The 20483-nt window shown below is 37.2% G+C and carries 15 protein-coding genes and 1 riboswitch; of the genes, 13 read left to right on the top strand and 2 right to left on the bottom strand.

Annotated features, from left to right (window positions below):
- The first annotated feature begins 7 nt into the window (after positions 1–7).
- The 8 genes from ADH02_RS03525 (at position 8) to nth (ending at position 9557) form a co-directional block, all read left to right on the top strand.
- Positions 8–1180 (top strand): glucose-1-phosphate adenylyltransferase, encoded by a 1173-nt coding sequence (locus tag ADH02_RS03525; protein WP_048782655.1) that lies wholly within the window; start codon positions 8–10, stop codon positions 1178–1180.
- Between the two features lies 1 nt (position 1181).
- Positions 1182–2294 (top strand): glucose-1-phosphate adenylyltransferase subunit GlgD, encoded by a 1113-nt coding sequence (gene glgD, locus ADH02_RS03520; RefSeq protein WP_048782654.1) that lies wholly within the window; start codon positions 1182–1184, stop codon positions 2292–2294.
- A 142-nt stretch (positions 2295–2436) separates the two neighbouring features.
- Positions 2437–5061 carry an exonuclease domain-containing protein gene (locus tag ADH02_RS03515; RefSeq protein ID WP_048782652.1) on the top strand — a complete coding sequence of 875 codons (2625 nt, stop codon included), beginning with the start codon at positions 2437–2439 and terminating at the stop codon, positions 5059–5061.
- An 89-nt stretch (positions 5062–5150) separates the two neighbouring features.
- Entirely contained in the window at positions 5151–5627 is a 477-nt protein-coding gene (locus ADH02_RS03510) for a DUF5590 domain-containing protein (RefSeq protein WP_048782650.1), read from the top strand.
- Positions 5628–5694: 67 nt separating this feature from the next.
- On the top strand, positions 5695–6828 hold the full coding sequence (locus ADH02_RS09455) for a pyridoxal phosphate-dependent aminotransferase (RefSeq protein ID WP_208451443.1): 1134 nt from the start codon (positions 5695–5697) through the stop codon (positions 6826–6828).
- Between the two features lie 30 nt (positions 6829–6858).
- Complete coding sequence (gene asnS / locus ADH02_RS09450; RefSeq protein WP_048782646.1) at positions 6859–8160, top strand: asparagine--tRNA ligase; 1302 nt, start codon at positions 6859–6861, stop codon at positions 8158–8160.
- Between the two features lie 67 nt (positions 8161–8227).
- Entirely contained in the window at positions 8228–8917 is a 690-nt protein-coding gene (locus ADH02_RS03495) for a DnaD domain-containing protein (protein ID WP_048782645.1), read from the top strand.
- 1 nt (position 8918) lies between these two features.
- A complete protein-coding gene (nth, locus tag ADH02_RS03490; protein ID WP_048782643.1) occupies positions 8919–9557 on the top strand; it encodes an endonuclease III in 639 nt (212 codons plus the stop codon).
- A gap of 35 nt (positions 9558–9592) precedes the next feature.
- On the opposite strand, the gene ADH02_RS03485 is transcribed toward nth, so the two are convergent.
- Positions 9593–10414 carry a hypothetical protein gene (locus tag ADH02_RS03485; RefSeq protein WP_048782641.1) on the bottom strand — a complete coding sequence of 274 codons (822 nt, stop codon included), beginning with the start codon at positions 10412–10414 and terminating at the stop codon, positions 9593–9595.
- 308 nt (positions 10415–10722) lie between these two features.
- Here ADH02_RS03485 and ADH02_RS03480 point away from each other — a divergent pair, with 308 nt between their 5' ends.
- Positions 10723–12411: an LPXTG cell wall anchor domain-containing protein gene (locus tag ADH02_RS03480; protein ID WP_048782639.1), complete on the top strand. Its 1689-nt coding sequence runs from the start codon at positions 10723–10725 to the stop codon at positions 12409–12411.
- Positions 12412–12533: 122 nt separating this feature from the next.
- Positions 12534–12615: riboswitch (SMK box riboswitch) on the top strand.
- Positions 12613–13785, top strand: a complete 1173-nt coding sequence (metK, locus tag ADH02_RS03475; RefSeq protein WP_048782637.1) for a methionine adenosyltransferase — start codon at positions 12613–12615, stop codon at positions 13783–13785. (Overlaps the previous riboswitch by 3 nt.)
- Positions 13786–13861: 76 nt before the next feature.
- Here the strand turns inward: metK and ADH02_RS03470 are convergent, their stop codons facing one another.
- On the bottom strand, positions 13862–14431 hold the full coding sequence (locus tag ADH02_RS03470; RefSeq protein WP_082161679.1) for a tRNA (mnm(5)s(2)U34)-methyltransferase: 570 nt from the start codon (positions 14429–14431) through the stop codon (positions 13862–13864).
- Positions 14432–14582: 151 nt separating this feature from the next.
- On the opposite strand from ADH02_RS03470, the gene ADH02_RS03465 reads away from it, so the two are divergent.
- The 3 genes from ADH02_RS03465 (at position 14583) to ADH02_RS03455 (ending at position 20482) form a co-directional block, all read left to right on the top strand.
- A complete protein-coding gene (locus ADH02_RS03465) occupies positions 14583–16661 on the top strand; it encodes a LysM peptidoglycan-binding domain-containing protein (RefSeq protein WP_239681728.1) in 2079 nt (692 codons plus the stop codon).
- A gap of 259 nt (positions 16662–16920) precedes the next feature.
- Positions 16921–19335 (top strand): leucine--tRNA ligase, encoded by a 2415-nt coding sequence (leuS, locus tag ADH02_RS03460; RefSeq protein ID WP_048782635.1) that lies wholly within the window; start codon positions 16921–16923, stop codon positions 19333–19335.
- A gap of 22 nt (positions 19336–19357) precedes the next feature.
- On the top strand, positions 19358–20482 hold the full coding sequence (locus tag ADH02_RS03455; protein ID WP_048782633.1) for a cysteine desulfurase family protein: 1125 nt from the start codon (positions 19358–19360) through the stop codon (positions 20480–20482).
- The last annotated feature ends 1 nt before the right edge of the window (position 20483 follow it).

The raw sequence follows: 20483 nt of genomic DNA, 5'->3' as shown, positions 1-20483 counted from the left end.
TGGACGTATGGCAAGAAAGCAAGAAATCGTAGCAATGCTACTCGCAGGCGGACAAGGAACTCGCTTGCAAGTACTAACAAAGGATATGGCGAAACCGGCTGTTCCTTTTGGTGGGAAGTATCGTATTATCGATTTTCCTCTCTCAAATTGTTCAAATTCAGGGATTTCTACTGTTGGGGTGTTAACTCAGTTTATGCCTCTTGAGTTGAACTCTTACATGGGAAATGGGAACCCTTGGGACTTAGACCGTGTAGACGGGGGATTAACAATTCTTCCTCCATATACAGCTGGAAAAACAGGGGAATGGTATAAAGGGACTGCCAATGCTATTTATCAAAATATTAAATACATTGAGCAGTATAATCCAGAGTACGTATTAATCTTATCTGGGGACCATATTTATAAAATGAACTACAACAAGATGCTTGAATTCCATAAGGAAAAAGGAGCAGATTTAACAGTAGCGCATATCGATGTTCCTCTAGAAGAAGCAAGTCGTTTCGGTATTTTAAATACGGACGATGATTTACGTATTGTCGAATTTTTGGAAAAACCAAAAAATCCAGTGTCAACAAAAGCATCAATGGGGATTTACATCTTTAACTGGAAAGTACTTAAAGAGTATTTAATTCGTGATGAAGAAAATCCAGAAAGTGAAAAAGACTTCGGTAAAAATATTATTCCAATGTTACTTGAAGAAGACCGTCGTATTTACGCTTTCCCATTTGCAGGATATTGGAAAGACGTAGGTACTATCGAAAGTCTATGGGAAGCAAACATGGACTTAATCAAACGTAAAGAAGATTTTAATATTTCTGATAAAACTTGGAAGATTTACTATCGTCACGAAGGAAGACTTCCACAATATATCGGTGAAAGTGCTGAAGTGACGGAATCAATGATTTCAGATGGAACGATTGTACTTGGTAAAGTTCATGAATCCATTGTTTCTTCTGGAGTATCGATTGGTAAAAACTCTAAGGTACTAGGAAGTATCATTATGCAAAATGCAGTGATCGAAGAAGGTGCAACTGTTGTTAATTCTATTATCGCAGAAGGAACGGTTGTTAAATCTGGCGTCACTGTAGGACACGAAGAAATTATGCCAGGACAAGATATGATTACCGTTATCGGCAATTTCGAAGTGGTAGAAGAAGATACGAAAGTTGGAGGAAATTAATATGATCAAAGCGTTTTGTGTATTGTTTGCAGATAATTATAGAAATGACGACCTTCAAGGGTTAGTCAGAAATCGTACGGCAGCCGCTTTACCAGTAATTTCTCGTTATCGTATGGTGGACTTTATGCTATCTTCTCTTGTACATGCAGATATCGATAATATTGCATTATTAACGAATCATAATTACAAGTCTTTACTGGATCATGTCGCTTCAGGGAAAGATTGGGATTTAAACCGTAAACACCGTGGTTTGAAGATTATTACTCCGATGTCAAACTACTTATCAACACGTATCCCACAAAATAAAATCGAAGCGTTAGCCAATACAATGGTGTATACGCAAGACCTTGATGAAGAGTTTGTAATTTTAGCGGATACAAACATTATCGGGAAAATTGATTTCAAAGAAATGTTCCAATATCACTTAGATACTGGTTCTGATATCACTGTTGCTTATACGTACCGCAAACCAACAGTGGGTGAGTCTCAAATTATCTTTGATGAAAATCATAAAGTGTATGAGTCGCTTTATCACTTCGACGGATCTGATCATGAATGTGCAGCACAAGTGAAAATCTACATTTTAACAAAAGAATTATTCAATGGCATTGTTAAAAAAGGGTTAACACTTGGTTGGGAAGATATCCTACGTGACTATATCGCTAAGAACCTAGAAACATTACGAGTATTTGCATATCAAATCAAAGGATACTTGAAAGTCGTAAATACGATTAAAGATTACTATGACTTAAATATGGATATGCTTGATTTTGAAAATCTTCATGATGTATTCCTTTCTGGAACTCAAGTAATTACGCGTGTTAAAGATACGGTCCCTACAGGCTATGGTAAGAAGGCCGTAGTGAAGAATTCGATTCTCGGAGACGGTTCGAAGATTCGTGGTACGGTTGAAAATAGTATTATCTTCCGTGATGTTGTCGTAGAAGAAGGTGCGGTTGTTCGTAACAGTATCATTCTTTCAAATACTGTAATTAAATCAGGAGCTCATTTAGAGTACGTGATTGCTGATAAAGATGTTACGGTAAAACAACATACTGTTTTAACAGGTACAGAAGAAGTACAAGTCGTGATTGATAAAGGTAAAAGCGTTTAATCAACTTTAAAAATGATAAAAGACAGCTTGGGCATTGCTCAAGCTTCTTTTTTTGCCTTAAAACCTTTCTACTGTTTGCAACGAGAGGAATAAGTTAGTAAACTAAATAAGTAGGAATTCTTTAGAAAGGAGCGTTCGGATAATGAGAAAATATGCGGTCATTGATTTGGAAACGACAGGGCCAAAATATGAGAGCGGGGATAGAATCTTCCAATTTGGCTGTACCTTAATCGACGGCGATGAAGTGATTGAGCATGTCTCACTGAATATTAATCCTGAAAAAAGTATTCCATTCGAAATTCAATTATTAACAGGAGTCACAAATGCGGATGTGGCAACGGCTCCTTATTTTGATGAAGTAGCGATGATGATTTTTAATTTGTTAGAAGATCGAACACTCGTCGCTCATAATGTTGGTTTTGACGGACCTTTTATTATGTCTGCTTTAACAGATGCACTGGGTCTAGAATTGGAAGTGCCACTCATTGATACGGTGCAACTGGCTCAAATTTGTTATCCAACAGCGCTCAGTTATCGACTTAGTGATTTAACAGAGGCGCTAGAGATTCGTCATACTCAAGTACATACGGCAGGCAGTGATGCTCGAGCAACAGCTGAACTATTCTTAAAAATGAAGACTAAGTTTCGAGAGTTGTCGACGATTACGTTGAAACAGCTAACCGAATTCTCTGGAGAATTACTAGGGGATACGGGTACGATTTTTGAGGAAATTTTAGAAGAAAAAGGAAAAGAAGAAAGAGAAGCTTTTCCTTTAGAACAAGGTTTCGTCATTTCACCTCTAACCGTAAAAGAGGTAGAACTAAAGTCTTCTAAACGAAAAACGAATGCACTTGAAGCTTATCAGAAATTAGTAGATTCTGGATTCTTAGAAGATAAGGCAAGTCAGCGTGAGATGATAACCACCATAGAATCGTTGATTGAAACTGACGAACCTTTGCATTTTATTGAAGCCAGCCCTGGTTCAGGGAAAACATACGCTTATTTACTGGCAGCATTTGAAAAAGCGAGTAAGAGAAAACCAATCTGGATAGTCACTTCGAACTTACTATTGCAACAACAACTGATGGAGGATAGTGTCGCTCCAATTATTACAGAGTTAAAGATTAAGACACCTGTAATTTCTATAAAAGGGCAAAGACACTATATTGATTTAACAGCCTTCAAGCGTGCAATTCACAAGTATCAAGAGGAGAGAAGTGCAAGAAACAGCCTTTCTATTATGGGGTTACTCGTGTGGATTACAAAGACGCAAACAGGTGATTTATCGGAGTGTAATCAAGCACTTCATCAAGTAACGTTATGGAAAGAAATATCGGTAAAAGATGCAAATGAGGAAGGAAGTCTGTATTGGGACAAGGCAGTAGCTTCAGTTCAACAAAGTCCAATTGTGGTTACTAATCATGCATTCCTTATTCAGTACGCTTCATTGATTGCTCATCGTGTAAAACCTGTTGTACTGATTGATGAAGTGCAGCAGTTTGAGCATGCCTTAGAGCAATATGGCACGACTACCGTTAACTTTTCTCATTTATTTGAGTTGCAACAATTATGGTCTGATCATCACTTAAATGTGATGTTTCATTTTTCAAAAGAAGAGGAACATCTCTCTCGTACGATGAATCGTAAGTTATTAGAAATTTGTGATTTATATGAAACTTGGTTTGAAGAGTTGAAGAGTGGACAACAACTGTCATCTTCTTTTGTATTTACATCCAGTGAGTGGAAGGAGTCAATCCACTGTGAAATGGTGAATGCCATGCAAAAGGCACTGTCTGGCGTAATGAATTTACTGCAAGCCAATGCGGATAAGACCACTTTATTTGAAGAAAGTAGTTATTTATTAAAAGAACTAATGGAGTCTATTTCTCAATTTCAAATGGAGGCCAACGATTATTTTGTCATCGAAGAAAAAGAACAGTACGGTCAAAATACTCTAGAATTATTAAGAGTTAAGCCAGTTATTCAGGTCTTTCATCAGTTTAGAGAGAAGATGAGACAAATAATTGGAATTTCAGCAACGATTCCAACGTTTACTCCGTTATTCTATGAGTTAGAGGCCAAAGAAAAGCTCACTGTAATTGAGACAATATCAGAAAGTGCCGAGCATCAAATCTTTATTCCAAATGATTTGGTGGCCGTAAATTCTTCCTCGAGTCAACAGTATCATGCACAAATTGCAGACTGTATCGAAAAAATTTATGAGCGAAAGGGCGGAAGAATGCTTGTCTTGATGCATTCTGTTGAAGCGCTCTTAGCAGTAGAGAGTCTGTTAGAAGACTTTTGCCGTGCTCATCAAATTGAACTTTTGGCTCAAAAAGGACCTCAAATGGGTCGAAGAATCCAACGTCGTTTCCAAGAAAGAAATGATGCGATTTTACTGGGTGTCTATAGCTTCTGGGAAGGATTTGATAGTGGCGGCCAATCCATCGATTCACTCGTAATCACCAAATTGCCATTCCCAAATCCAGTGTCAACGGCTCAACAAATTATTCAACTAGAGATGAAAGAGCAAGAGCGTTCTTATTTTGCCCATTACGCGATGAAGATGATGCTTCTTCTACTGTATCAAGGGCTAGGACGTTTTAGTAGACCGCATCAAAAGAGTGCCGAAATTTGGTTGTTAGATGTTCGGGCAACGATTAGTAAATATGCGATGAAAGTAAAAAGTGTTTTCCCGGAAAACGCTTCGGTTATAGAGAAACCATTTAAGAAGTGTTTAAACATTGGGAAGAATAAAAATATGTAGGGCATCGTCTTATATGTATGGTGGTATTTTTGCTTTAAATAGCGTATAATACCATTATCTATGAAAATTAGAGTAGAGGAGAGAAATTGATGAAACGCAGAACAATGTTTATTCTTTTACTCACTTTATTTCTATTATTTTTAGCTGCTGCAAGTATCTTTTTAGTAAGTGTGGATCCAAAGATTAAAAAACGTAACGAAGCACTTACGATGATGGCACCAACCGTAGAATTTTCAAAAGTAACGAAGTTTTACTTGTACAATACGGATGCGTCTTATTACACCGTTATGGGTGAAGATAAAGACGGGAATGCCATTTATGCAATCATTCCTGAAGAAGGTGGAGATGTCACAATTCTTCAGCAATCAGCAGTGGTCAATGAGCAAGAAGCTCGTTCTATTACATTACAAGATAAACCAGATGTTGTAGTGCTTGAAGCAAGACTTGGCCTTTTAAATGGGGAACCTGTATGGGAAGTCAATTATCGTATGAGTAATCAACGTATTGGTTATTACTATATTTCAGCGAAAAATGGTAAATGGATTAAAGATATTGAGAATATATAGAAATTGGTGATTTATGGTAAAAATTTCAGATAGAGTATCGAAAATTTTGCCTTCAGGAACTCTAGCGATGACACAAAAAGCTAGAGAACTAAAAGCTCAGGGAAGAAAGATCATTAGTTTATCGATTGGTGAACCTGATTTTAATACACCTGAAGTGATTACAGAGGCAGCCATTGATGCTTTAAGAAAACACGAAACCGATCATTATACACCAGCTTTGGGAATAGATAAGTTAAGACAGGCGATTTGTGATTTTCATAAACGTAAAGATGGAATTGATTTGCAAAAGGAACAAGTTGCGACTTTTGCGGGTGCTAAATTTGCGCTGTATTCAGTCTTTATGACTTTAGTAGATCCAGGAGACGAGGTTTTAATTCCAATTCCTTACTGGGTGAGTTATACCGAACAAATTCAATTAGCGGATGGCGTTCCGGTGTATATTGAAACTAGAGAAAGAAATTCGTTTAAACTAACAGTCGATTTACTAAATGAATACGTAACGGATAAGACAAAACTCTTGGTGCTCAATGCGCCTTCGAATCCTTCAGGGCTCTTGTATACAAAAGAAGAGTTACTAGCGATTGGAAATTGGGCATTAGAACATAATGTATTTATCATATCAGACGAAATTTATTATGAATTAGTCTATGATGCGCCTTCCATCAGTATGGCAAGTTTATCCCAAGAGATTTTTAATAACACATTAGTCATTAATGGATTATCAAAATCAGTTGCGATGACTGGATGGAGACTTGGATATGTATTTGGTCCAAAACGAATCATTAGAGCTTTAAATGACTTAACAAGTCACACAACAAGTAACCCTGCTGCGGTTGTACAATATGCGGCCATTCGCGCTTTCGACGAAGACGTTGAAGCGGCTAAAAAAGAAATGCGTGACGAGTTCCAAAGAAGAATCGACGTATTTCATGGATTATTAAACGACATTCAAGGAATTAAGTGTGAGAAGCCTAAAGGAGCGTTCTACTTATTCGCGAATGTGAAAGTAGCCATGCATATCGTAGGCGTAGCTTCTTCAGAAGAATTTGCTCTAAAACTACTCGAAGAAGCAGGGGTTGCAACAGTATCCGGAGAGAACTTTGGATGCAACGGTTTCCTAAGACTCAGCTGTGCTAATAGCGAAGAGGAATTAAGAGAAGCCGCTAATCGAATTAAGGAATTTATTGAATCATATAAGTAAAGGAAGAGTGATATTTTGAAAACTATAACAATGAATCAAGCAAAAGATTACGTTGGACAAACCGTTACCATTGGCGCTTGGGTAACTAACAAACGTTCAAGCGGTAAAATCGCGTTCTTACAATTACGTGATGGAAAAGCTTATTTCCAAGGAATTGTAGTGAAAGCTGATGTAAATGAAGAAACTTTTGAATTAGCAAAAGGATTAACTCAAGAAAGTTCTGTATTTGTAACAGGTGTCGTTCAAGAAGATACTCGTTCTAAATTAGGCTATGAATTATTAGTAAAAGACATCGAATTAATCGGTGAGAGTCATGAATATCCAATCACTCCAAAAGAGCATGGTACTGACTTCTTAATGGACCACCGTCATTTATGGTTACGTTCAACAAAACAACATGCCATTATGGAAATTCGTAACGCGATCATTTACGCATCATACGAGTTCTTTGATAAAAATGGATTCATTAAATTCGATAGCCCAATTCTTTCTGGAAATGCGGCTGAAGATTCAACTGAATTATTCGAAACAGATTACTTCGGAGATCCAGCGTACTTAACACAATCTGGTCAATTATACTTAGAAGCTGGAGCAATGGCATTTGGTCGAGTGTTTGACTTTGGGCCTGTATTCCGTGCAGAAAAATCTAAAACTCGTCGTCACTTAACAGAGTTTTGGATGATGGATGCTGAGTATTTATACTTAACACATGACGAGTCATTAGACTTACAAGAAGCATACGTTAAAGCCTTAATTCAAGGCGTTTTAGACCGTGCACCACATGCATTAGAAACTCTTGAACGTGATACTGAATTATTGAAGAAATATATTAGCGAACCGTTCAAACGTATCACATACGATGAAGCGATTGACTTATTACAAGCGCACGAAAATGATGAAGATACTGACTACGAACACTTAGAACATGGTGATGACTTCGGTTCACCACACGAAACTTGGATTTCAAACCACTTTGGAGTGCCAACATTCGTAATCAACTATCCAACTGAAATTAAAGCTTTCTACATGAAACCAGTTCCTGGAAATGAAAGTCGTGTACTTTGTGCAGACTTACTTGCTCCAGAAGGATACGGAGAAGTTATCGGGGGTAGTGAGCGTGAAACGGACTACGATAAATTATTAGAGAAAATTAAATCAAATGGATTAAATCCAGATGATTATGCATTCTACTTAGATTTACGTAAATATGGTTCAGTTCCTCACTCAGGATTCGGTCTTGGGTTAGAACGTCTAGTAACGTTTATTGCAGGTACGAAACATATTCGTGAAGCAATTCCGTTCCCACGTTTATTAAACCGTATTTACCCATAATAAAAAGAATATGAAAGAGCCGCTGACATGAGTCGTTGGCTCTTTTTTAAAAGAGGGAGGTCAAAAAATGGCATTAACATTCCAAGAACATTGGATTTATAGTGGCAGTACGTCTGTTCCAAATGCATTACTTCAAAATTACCGAAAATTGCAATTGACTGCAGATGAATGCTTATTAATTGCATGGTTAATGCAACGACATCCAGAAGAATCATTTGTGTTAAATATTCGAGAAACTTGCCAACAATTTGGAGTCGACGAAAGACAATTGTTTAGCATTATTCAACATTTAATGGATCGACAAGTGTTAGAGATTAAACAGCGCGAAGCACAAGACGGGAAAAAAGTGGATTACTATAGCTTTAAACCGCTTCTTCGTCAACTAGAAGTGTTATTTAAGCAAAACTCTTTTAGTGTTGAAAAGATGTCGCAAAAAGATGTCAATGTGCTATCATTGATCGAACAAGAATTTAATCGTCAGTTAAGTGGATTTGAAATTGAGATGATTTCTGGATGGATTCATAACGACAAGTATCCACAGGAATTAATCGTGGCTGCCTTAAAAGAAGCCGTCTTAAATCAAGCGCATAATGTGAAATATATTGACCGTATTTTACTGGCGTGGAAGAACAAAGGGATTCAATCTGCGCAACAATTAGCAGCGTCTGAAACTCGTACGAAGAATGCACAAGTAGACGTAAAACCAAATGAAACTGCTAGTCAATCAGTTCCATTAGTGAATTGGGTGAAGAGATAAGATGTTATCAAAAGCAAAAACATTACAAGCAGTTCTCGAAATGCAAAAACTATTTCCAGATGCTCATTGCGAACTGGATCACGAGACGCCGTTTCAATTGCTGATTGCGACTATTCTCAGCGCGCAAGCAACCGATAAAGGTGTGAATAAAGTCACTCCAAAATTGTTTGCGATTTATCCAAATGCGCACGCCTTAGCGAATAGTGAAGAAGAAGTGGTGATTGAGTGTATTCAATCCTTAGGTCTTTACAGAAATAAGGCAAAGAATATTCGTCTGTGTGCTCAACAATTGGTTGAACGATTTAACGGAGAGGTTCCACAAACAAGAGAAGAGTTGGTGCAACTAGCAGGAGTTGGGCGAAAGACAGCAAATGTGGTGCTAAGCGTCGCATTTGGATTACCTGCATTTGCAGTAGATACTCATGTTGAGCGTGTATCCAAACGCCTTCAAATCGTGAAACAATCTGCCAGTGTGCTAGAGGTTGAAGAGACGCTTTGTAAAAAAGTACCGAAAGAATTATGGGGGAAAGCCCATCACTGGATGATTTTCTTTGGAAGATATCATTGTATTGCCAGAAAGCCAAAATGTGCAAGTTGTCCATTACTCGATATTTGTGCATATGGACAAAAAGAAGTGTAAAAAAAAGGTTGGACATTGTCCAACCTTTTTTTGATTTAAATTGTAATAAAGAATCCATATAAAACAGACATCACGACTAAATACCAATGAAGGTATGTGATTAATCGATTAACAGTGTACTGTTTTCTAAAGTGGATTTGATAGAGAATCGGAATTAACAATGATAATGAGAATAAAATGATTCCCAAAATATTTAAGTGATTCAAATACCATAAGTAGTAAACAACTGTTCCAACTAGCCATGACAAGCTGACAAATACATTAAAGATAGCAGCCACAGCACCGAAATGTCTTTTGCCTTCTTTTCGCTCTGTGAGTTTCGTCTTGATATGAGAAACATATAGTCCAAACAAAACATATTGGAAGAGTTGTGCGCTAATAGCAGTCGTTACATTACCACTGAGTACATATACTGTCACGAAGTTTGCGATATAGTATTTTGCAATTCCATTTAACAGTAAGTGATAAATATAAGATACTTCATTAATCTTCACTTCAAATAGATTTGTATGATTAAACAATACAATCGCAAAGAGTAGTAGAACCACTCTTAAAGTCACTGTTTGGAAGAAATAGAAGAGAATTGCAAAGAGAATGATATTCGTTAATGCAATGACTGGTAATTTCTTCTTTTCGGGATGTAGTGCTAGTTTTCGATATGAATTTTCTTGTAAATAAATAGTTACAAAAAATAAAAATAATACGACAAAATGCAAAAAATGAAATTGCTGTTGTCTTAATGCAAGAATCAAACCGATAAAGCAATAACCAAGCGGTGCTAAGACAAAGCTCAACCACGGGGTAGTTGCTTGGTGAAGAATGCTTTCGATTGATATCGTCTGCGATTCATTATTCATAATAATACCTCATTCTTAAGTATAGCTTAATGATAGGTAATAATAGAGTTCTTGTCAAGGTTGGGCGTTGTTTAAGGGCTTTTAGAACAGAAATGATTGTGTGTTTTTTAATTAGTTCAAAGAAAACAAACCACTAAAACGCTTTATTTTTTAAGGATTCTGAGCATTTGGGGAAAATTTCTTTGAAAAAAGGATGATAAAAACGCGGTGAATTTCACTTTTAAGGTATTAATTAGAAATTAAATGTGATAAAATGAACGGGAGAGGTAATTTTTACCATCAATTTAATAAGAAAAGAGGAAAGTACGATGAACAGAAATGGGAAAAAATTGGGGATTTTTTCGTTCTTACTATTTTTATTAACAGCACTTTTCACATTAGCTTCTCATAATGCATCTGCTGAAGAAACGACACCTGCAGTTTCTGTGACTGGTAAATTTGCAGATACCATTACAATTGTTAATGTAACAAATAACGAAGGTGGAAATCTAAATTGGGATTTAGAACAATGGGCTACCTTCCGAATTAATGCAACATATGATTTAGCAGGTAAGAATGTTAAAGCAGGTGACCAAACTACAGTTACCGTTCCAGATGCATTAATTATCACATCCAATAGTTTTGAAATTCGTGATATTAATACAAATGAAATTATCGCTCATGCTACAGTTGATGCTGAAAACAAAAAATTAACATTAACGTATACAAATTATGTTGAAACGCACTCTGATACAAACGGGTCTTTCTTCTTCTATGCACGAATTGACTTCAAAAAACACCCTCAACAAGGAGAAATTCCAATTGAAGTGACAGTGAACTCAGTAACAAAAATAGCTGGTAAAGTAACATTTAAAGGTATCGGGGACGGTGACCCAAGACTTTTAACAAAGACTAGCTGGGTTAATAGCGAAAATCATAAAGAAGTTCAATACACAATTTCTGTCAATCGTAACAAACAAAATATCAAGGGTGTAACAATTGAAGATCACTTGAGATTTACTAATGCATCCTATGTAAAAGATAGTATCAAAGTTACCAAAGGTAAGTTTTCTTACGAAACTGGTGAGTGGGTATTCTCTAATCGCGTCGACGTAACTGATCAATACAAGATAACAATCAGTGAAGATGGACAATCATTTGTTATTGATTTAGGTGATATTACTGATCAAGATCAATACCGTATCGATTATAACGTACAATTGAATTATGAACCTGTAGATGGTGAACTTTTGAAAAACGAGGCAACTCTTAAAGGTAAAGAGATTGAGAGCAAAGATGTAACTAACATTGCTGCAGTTCAAGTCGCTGGTGGTTCTGGTGTTGGTTATGTGTACTCAATCAATATTCATAAAGTAGATGATGCAAATCAACCTCTTAAAGGTGCTAAGTTTAGAGTTGTTCGTCAAGCAAATAATCAAGTTATTGGTGAGTTTGAGTCAGATGAAAATGGTAGCATTGCAGTTAACAAATTGTTAAAAGATAAGTATATTTTAACTGAAATTGAAGCTCCTTCTGGTCACGTTATTAAAGACGCTGATACTGTAGTTAATGTTGAAGATTTTGGAACAGATCACGCAGTTACAAAAACAATCGTGAATCCGAAAGAAGAGACAACAACAACTACAACAACGACGACTACTACAACGTCAACAACAACAACGGAAGCTCCTACGACAGCTACAACAACGACAGAAGCTCCTACGACAGTCACAACAACTACTGAAGCTCCAACAACAGTCACAACAACTACTGAAGCTCCAACAACAGTCACAACAACGGAAGCTCCAACAACAGTGACAACTACGACTGAGGCACCTACAACTGTTACAACAACAACAGAAGGGCCAAGTACAGTAGTGACAACTGAAAATACAACAACAACAGAAGAAAAACCTGAATTACCAAATACAGGTACAACAAACTACAATCTTCTAGTTGTAATCGCAAGTGTGTTATTAGTTGGCGCATACGCAATTGTTCGTAAAGAAGTAAAATAATAGAATAAATCCTCTTGAAGAAAGTCTAAGTCTTTGAACTTAGGCTTTTTTCTTTTGTTTGAAAAAAATGTTCATATAATAGTAGTTTTTGCTATCTTTTTTTACAATAAATGCTATAATGAGAAAGTTAAAAATGATATTCCCGAAAGGATACACAATGTGTAGATGCCTTGTAACCGGAATTGAATGGGGGAAAAAGAAATGGAAAAAATTTTATTTACATCGGAATCCGTAACAGAAGGACATCCCGATAAAATCGCAGACCAAATTAGTGATGGTATTTTAGATGCCATTCTTGCTCAAGATCCAACAGCGCGTGTAGCCTGTGAGACAGTAGTAAACACTGGTTTAGTCGTATTAGTAGGAGAAATCACAACAAGTGCTGTTGTCGATTATCAACAAGTAGCTCGTGATACAATCCGTAAAATCGGTTATACAGACCGTAAATATGGATATGATGCAGATTCAGTTGCTGTATTAGTTTCACTCGATAAACAATCACCAGATATCGCAATGGGTGTTGACGATGCATTAGAAACTCGTGGACAAGCGGAAGAGTTTGGAGCAGGAGACCAAGGATTAATGTTTGGTTATGCAACAAACGAAACTGAATCATATATGCCACTACCAATCGACTTAAGTCATAAGTTAGCATACCAACTTGCAAAAGTTCGTAAAGAAAAACAATTAGATTACTTAGGACCAGATGGTAAAGTTCAAGTGACAATTGAATACACACCTGAACACCAAGTAAAACGTATTGATACAATCGTAGTAAGTACACAACATGATGAAGAAATTTCTCAAGAGCAAATCAGAAAAGATGTTTTAGAGTATGTTGTAAAACCAGTTGTACCAGCTGAGTTACTTGACGAAGAAACTCGTTACTTTATTAATCCAACTGGTAAATTCGTTATCGGTGGACCTGTAGGAGACTCTGGTTTAACAGGACGTAAAATCATTGTTGATACTTATGGTGGTTATGCACGTCATGGTGGTGGAGCTTTCTCTGGTAAAGACTCTACAAAAGTTGACCGTTCTGCAAGTTATGCAGCGCGTTACATTGCTAAAAACGTCGTAGCAGCTGGTCTTGCTGATAAATGCGAAATCCAATTAGCCTATGCGATTGGGGTAGCACAACCAGTTTCTATCGCTGTAGATACATTCGGTACGAACCATGTTCCAGAAGATAAGATTATTGAAGTCATTCGTAAAGAGTTCCGACTAACTCCAAAAGGAATTATCGAAACATTAAACTTACGTAGACCAATCTACCAACAAACAGCCGCTTACGGTCATTTCGGTAGAACAGATATTGAACTTCCATGGGAACAATTGAATAAAGTAGAAGAGTTAAAAGCTTATTTTGCTTAATATAATGAAGAAATCCAACCTCTAATAAGAGGTTGGATTTTGTTTTTAGTAGAAAATTACCATATATGGTAATTTTCTACTTTTTTTCTATGACATAACAAATCGGAGGGCAGTTGATTTGATTGATGAATTGATATTTTAATGCGGACCATTCTTTTTGTGGAAGAGTCTTGATGAGTTCTTCGACAGAATCTTTTTCTTCTAAACCACCATCATGACCATAGTAGGAAACGATAATTACTTTTCCATTTTTCTCTAATCGATCTAGTAAAATGCGGATGGCTTCCAGAGTGGAAGAGGGGGTTGTGATGATTTTTTTATCACTTCCTGGTAAATATCCAAGATTAAAAATCGCTAATCGGACTAAATCTTTTTCTTCTAAATAATTCGAAAGTTGAGCGTGTGAGTCCAAAATACAGGTCACTTTATGCTCTAAGTCATGATTTTGTAATAATTGTCTTGTTTGTAAAATTGCTTGCTCTTGAATATCAAAAGCGAGAATTTTTGAAGTATTTCCTATATGTTGTGCCAGAAAAAGTGTGTCATGTCCATTTCCTGCGGTTGCGTCGATAAAGATTCCATCTTCTAAATTTGTTGCAAGAATCATTTCGTGACTAAATTGCTGTGCATTCTTCAAAATAAGCACCTCTTAACTAAAATTTTACATTTTGTTACATAATTTTTACGGATATTAAGAGTATACGACGATTTGCGTGTTCGTGCAACGTTCCCCTACACAAAAGAGTTTATCCTACTATAATGAATAACGAATTAGATTTTAGATGGAGGAAAAAAGGATGACAGAAACAAAACACGAAAGATATTTACGTTTGAAAAAGGAAAAACAAATGAAAGCTTTAAAGTCTGCAAATAAAAACTTACAAAAAACAGTTGCAGTTGTTGGAGCGACTACAGTAGCGGGATTAGTACTTTCGCCAAAATCACATGCCTATACAGTTACTTCAAATCAATTACAATCACCAGCACAACAATTCTTGAATAAAATTATTCCTGCAGCTCAACAAGCTACAGAAGGAAAAGATGTATATACTTCAGTAATGATTGCACAGGCAGCGTTAGAATCTGCATGGGGAACTAGTGCATTATCTGCTGAACCAAACCACAACTTGTTTGGTGTGAAAGGGAACTACAACGGTCAATCTGTAAACATGTATACATTAGAAGATGCTGGAGCTCAAAAATACTATGGTATTTACGACAACTTCAGAAAATATCCTTCTTACAAAGAGTCTATGGATGACTATGTAGATAAAATTATTAACGGTATTAAAGGTGCGCCAATGTTCTATTCAGGTGCATGGAAGAGCCGTACAAACAGCTATCAAGATGCTACACGTTACTTAACAGGACGTTATGCAACAGATACTGCTTACTATGCAAAATTAAACCGTATTATTGAGCAATATGGATTAACAAAATATGATAATGGAACTGCAACTGCAATTGCTTCTGGCATTGAAGAAAGAACTTCTTCAGTTGGTGGACAATACACAGTTCAAGCAGGTGATACCTTATACGGTATCAGCCGTAAAGCTGGTGTAAGTGTGGACCAATTATTATCAGTGAATGCTTTATCAACTTCATCAGTGATTTATCCTGGCCAAACATTATCTTTAGGTACACTAACACAACAAACAAATTCTACAGTTGCTACAACAGTAAGTACACAATCAGTTTCTTCTACTGCTAAAGCAACTGCAAATGGTTACTACACTGTTAAAGCAGGGGATACATTATATGGAATTAGCCGTAAATTCGGTATGAGTTTATCTCAATTAATTTCAGCAAATGGAATTTCTACTTCAAGCGTAATCCAACCAGGTCAAACATTACGTGTTGTAGGTGGAGAATCTGCATCAACAGTTGTTAAAACAAATACTGCTTCAATTCGCACAAGCGGAGGTAACTACATTGTTCAATCTGGCGATACTTTATACAGTATTGCACGTCGGTCTGGAATGAACTTAAACACATTATTAAGCATCAACGGATTATCACAATCATCAGTTATTTTCCCTGGACAAAGTTTAACAGTGGGTCAATCAGATGGACGTACAGTATCTGCTGGATACACACCATCTAAAACAACAGCGACTTCAACATCAACTTCAGGAACATATACAGTTCAAGCAGGTGATACCTTATACAGTATCGCTCGTCGTTCAGGAGTGAGCTTAAATACATTATTAAGCATCAACGGATTATCACAATCTTCAATTATTTTCCCTGGACAAAGCTTAACAGTTGGTCAATCAGATGGACGTACTGTATCTGCTGGATACACGCCATCTAAAACAACATCAACTTCTGGGACATATACAGTTCAAGCAGGTGATACCTTATACAGTATCGCTCGTCGTTCAGGAGTGAGCTTAAATACATTATTAAGCATCAATGGATTATCACAATCTTCAGTAATCCATCCAGGACAAACATTATCTGTTTCTGGAAGTGCTAGCCAAGCAACTGCTACACAAGTAAGCTATCAATCAGCTGGATCAACATCTGGTAACGGTACTTATACTGTTAAAGCAGGAGATACTTTATACCGTATTGCATATAACCACGGTATTTCATTAACAACATTGTTATCAATCAACGGTTTATCAGAAACAAGCACAATTCGTCCTGGTCAACAATTAGTAGTGTCTGGTTCAGTAAAAGCAACAACTTCAACTACTAAAGCGACTACAGTAAGCTATTCAACTGGTGCATCAACTCACACAGTTCAAGCAGGTGATACTTTATTCCGTATCGCTAAGAATAACGGATTAACATTATCTGAATTAAGAGCTTTAAACGGCTTAACTTCAAATACTATCCGAGTTGGTCAAGTGTTGAAAGTTTCTAAATAATCTGCTAGAATAATACTCACAAAAGCAGATAGAGGAATAGTAAGTTTCTTTGATAGACGTAGAGAATGCATGGTTGGTGAAAATGCATCATTTCAATAAACTGAACTCGCCTTTTAGCCGAACTCTGAACTGATAGTAAGAGTATCCGCCTCGCCCGCGTTACAGGTAAGATGAGTAAAATTATTAGGTGGTAACACGTATTGCGTCCTATCTGTCAATGACAGGTGGGGCGTTTTTTATTTTGAAAGGAGTGAATCAGATGACATTTAATCATCTAGAAATCGAGCCTAAATGGCAAGAATATTGGAAAGAACATCATACGTTCAAAACAACAGAAGATCCTTCTAAGAAAAACTTCTACGCGTTAGATATGTTCCCTTATCCTTCAGGACAAGGACTTCACGTAGGACACCCAGAAGGTTATACAGCAACAGATGCCATTTCTCGTATGAAACGTGCACAAGGATACAATGTACTTCACCCAATGGGATGGGATGCATTTGGACTTCCTGCAGAGCAATACGCTCTTGACACAGGAAATGACCCTGCAGAATTCACGAAAGTAAACGTTGCGAACTTCAAACGTCAAATTAATGAATTAGGGTTCAGTTATGACTGGGACCGTGAAATTAATACAACGGATCCAGAATACTATAAATGGACTCAATGGATTTTCACTAAACTAGTGGAAATGGGACTTGCATATGAAGCTGAAATTCCAGTGAACTGGTGTCCAGCTCTTGGTACAGTACTTGCCAACGAAGAAGTTATCGATGGTAAGAGTGAACGTGGAGGACATCCTGTTTACCGTAAACCAATGAAACAATGGATGTTGAAAATCACAGCTTATGCGGATCGTCTATTAGAAGATTTGGATGAGTTGGATTGGCCAGAAAGCATTAAAGATATGCAACGTAACTGGATTGGTCGCTCAGAAGGGGCTCAAGTTCGTTTCAATGTAAAAGGAACAGATGAAAGCTTTGAAGTCTTCACAACACGTCCAGATACATTATTTGGAGCGACTTACAATGTATTAGCTCCAGAACATGAATTAGTTCAAAAGATTGTTACTCCTGAACAAAAAGAAGCAGTAGATGCTTATATTGCAGCTGTTTCTACAAAATCTGACTTAGAACGTACAGAACTTTCTAAAGAAAAAACTGGAGTATTCACTGGTGCATATGCGATTAACCCAGTGAATGGTAAAGAAATTCCAATCTGGATTGCAGACTATGTATTAAGCACATATGGTACAGGTGCAATTATGGCTGTTCCAGCTCACGATGAACGCGACTACGAATTTGCAAAAGTATTTGGATTAGACATTATTCCAGTCATCGAAGGCGGGAACGTTGAAGAAGAAGCATACACTGGTGACGGCGTGCATATTCATTCAGATTTCCTTGATGGATTGAATAAAGCTGATGCGATTGCAAAAATGAATAAATGGCTAGAAGAACATGGCGTAGGAGCAGCTAATGTAAGCTATCGTCTACGTGACTGGTTGTTCTCTCGCCAACGTTATTGGGGTGAACCAATTCCAGTTATCCATTGGGAAGACGGTACTATGACAACTGTTCCGGAATCAGAATTGCCATTAGTATTACCAAAAACAGATAAAATTCGTCCTAGTGGTACTGGGGAATCACCACTGGCTGCAATTGAAGACTGGCTTTATGTCACAGACCCTGTAACAGGTAAGAAAGGTCGTCGTGAAACAAATACAATGCCACAATGGGCAGGAAGCTCATGGTACTTTGTACGTTATGTTGATCCACATAATAAAGAAAGACTTGTAGATTCTGAGAAAGTAAAACAATGGTTACCAGTTGATTTATATATTGGTGGTGCAGAGCATGCCGTTCTTCACTTACTATATGCTCGTTTCTGGTATAAAGTGTTATACGATTTAGGAGTTGTTCCAAACAAAGAACCGTTCCAAAAACTATTTAACCAAGGAATGATTCTTGGTGAAGGTAACGAAAAAATGTCTAAATCAAAAGGGAATGTAGTAAACCCTGATGATGTGGTTCGTGAATATGGTGCGGATACATTACGTGTTTATGAAATGTTCATGGGACCACTTGACGCATCGATTGCTTGGAGTGAAAAAGGACTTGAAGGTAGCCGTAAGTTCCTAGACCGCTTCTGGAGATTGATGATTGATGATAATGGTAAAATGCGTGACCGTATCACAAAACTAAACGATGGTAAATTGGGTAAAGTGTACCATCAAACAGTGAAGAAAGTGACAGAAGACTTCGAAGAGTTGCATTTCAACACTGCAATCTCTCAAATGATGATTTTCGTTAACGAAGCTTATAAAGCAGACGCATTGCCATTCGATTACATGAAAGGTCTTGTACAATTGATTGCGCCATTAGCACCACATATGGCTGAAGAAATCTGGAGTAAATTTGGATTTACTGAATCAATCAGTTATGTTCCATGGCCAACCTACGATGAATCTAAATTAGTGGAAGACGAAGTAGAAGTGATTTTCCAAGTCAATGGAAAAATTAAAGCACGCGTAATGGTTCCTACAAATGCAGACGCTGCAGCTCTTGAAGCACTTGCAAAAGAGCATGATTCAGTGAAATCTGCCATCGAAGGAAAAACAATCCGAAAAGTGATCGCTGTTCCAGGACGTTTAGTAAACATCGTTGCGAACTAATGGAATTTGAAAGGATAGTAGAATGATTTATTTTGATAATGCAGCAACAACGAAAATTTATGATGATGCATTAACGAGCTATGTTCAAGTTAGCCAAAAGTTCTTCGGAAATCCATCGAGCTTACACCAATTAGGAGTCGATGCCTTTCAAGTGTTGACCAAAGCTAGAGCTCAAGTAGCTAGTTTATTATCAGTTCAACCTGAGGAGATTTTCTTCACCTCAGGCGGAACTGAATCGAATAACTGGGCGATTAAAGGAACAGCTCTAGAAAAATCTGTATTTGGGAAACATATCATCACGACAAAGATTGAACATCCGTCTGTCCTTCAAACGTGTAAGCAATTAGAACGTTTCGGGTTTGAAGTGACGTACTTAGATGTCGATTCTAAAGGGATTGTAAGTGTAGACCAATTAAAAGAGAGTCTTCGTAAAGATACGATTTTAGTAAGTGTGATGGCTGTTAATAATGAAGTTGGAGCAGTTCAACCGATTGCTGAAATTGCTAAAGTACTTGAGGAATACCCATCGATTCACTTTCATGTGGACGCTGTTCAGGCAGTAGAATGCGCAAGGCAGCTCCTTGCCATTGGGCGTATTGATTTATTGAGTCTTTCTGCGCATAAATTCCATGGGCCACGAGGCGTTGGGATTATGTATAAGAAATTTGGACGAAAGATTCAAGCGCTCTTAACAGGTGGCGGACAAGAAAAAGGGGAACGTAGTACAACGGAAAACCTTCCAGGAATTGTAGCTACAACAAAAGCTCTACGAATGGCTTTAGAAGAAAAGTCAGTTACAGGAGAACTTCGTAGCCAATTATGGAAAGAGCTTGCTACAAAACCTGAAATTCGCATCTTCTCGCCTGAAGATGGAGCGTCTCATGTACTATGCTTTGCTATTAAAGGCGTTCGTGGAGAAGTGGTTGTCCATGCTTTTGAAAATCATGGAATCTATATTTCTACGACTTCTGCTTGTTCAAGTAAGAAAGGAGATTCATCAAGTACATTGTATGCGATGGATGTGCCAACTGAATGGGCGACAGGAGCTGTTCGTGTAAGCTTCTCAAACGACAATACAAAAGAAGAAGTAGAACAGTTTATAAAGGTTCTGCATCAGTTAATGAAACAATTTTCGTTTTTAAAATAAA

Origin of the sequence: Streptococcus sp. 263_SSPC (assembly GCF_001071995.1) — a bacterium.
Taxonomy (GTDB): domain Bacteria; phylum Bacillota; class Bacilli; order Lactobacillales; family Aerococcaceae; genus Granulicatella.
This window is presented reverse-complemented; position numbering and strand designations above follow the sequence as displayed.

Bases quoted from the DNA above. Each gene is read 5' to 3' on its own strand.
- ADH02_RS03525 (WP_048782655.1), top strand. From the start codon at position 8: ATGGCAAGAAAGCAAGAAATCGTAGCAATGCTACTCGCAGGCGGACAA.
- glgD (WP_048782654.1), top strand. From the start codon at position 1,182: ATGATCAAAGCGTTTTGTGTATTGTTTGCAGATAATTATAGAAATGAC.
- ADH02_RS03515 (WP_048782652.1), top strand. From the start codon at position 2,437: ATGAGAAAATATGCGGTCATTGATTTGGAAACGACAGGGCCAAAATAT.
- ADH02_RS03510 (WP_048782650.1), top strand. From the start codon at position 5,151: ATGAAACGCAGAACAATGTTTATTCTTTTACTCACTTTATTTCTATTA.
- ADH02_RS09455 (WP_208451443.1), top strand. From the start codon at position 5,695: ATGACACAAAAAGCTAGAGAACTAAAAGCTCAGGGAAGAAAGATCATT.
- asnS (WP_048782646.1), top strand. From the start codon at position 6,859: ATGAATCAAGCAAAAGATTACGTTGGACAAACCGTTACCATTGGCGCT.
- ADH02_RS03495 (WP_048782645.1), top strand. From the start codon at position 8,228: ATGGCATTAACATTCCAAGAACATTGGATTTATAGTGGCAGTACGTCT.
- nth (WP_048782643.1), top strand. From the start codon at position 8,919: ATGTTATCAAAAGCAAAAACATTACAAGCAGTTCTCGAAATGCAAAAA.
- ADH02_RS03485 (WP_048782641.1), bottom strand. From the start codon at position 10,414: ATGAATAATGAATCGCAGACGATATCAATCGAAAGCATTCTTCACCAA.
- ADH02_RS03480 (WP_048782639.1), top strand. From the start codon at position 10,723: ATGAACAGAAATGGGAAAAAATTGGGGATTTTTTCGTTCTTACTATTT.
- metK (WP_048782637.1), top strand. From the start codon at position 12,613: ATGGAAAAAATTTTATTTACATCGGAATCCGTAACAGAAGGACATCCC.
- ADH02_RS03465 (WP_239681728.1), top strand. From the start codon at position 14,583: ATGACAGAAACAAAACACGAAAGATATTTACGTTTGAAAAAGGAAAAA.
- leuS (WP_048782635.1), top strand. From the start codon at position 16,921: ATGACATTTAATCATCTAGAAATCGAGCCTAAATGGCAAGAATATTGG.
- ADH02_RS03455 (WP_048782633.1), top strand. From the start codon at position 19,358: ATGATTTATTTTGATAATGCAGCAACAACGAAAATTTATGATGATGCA.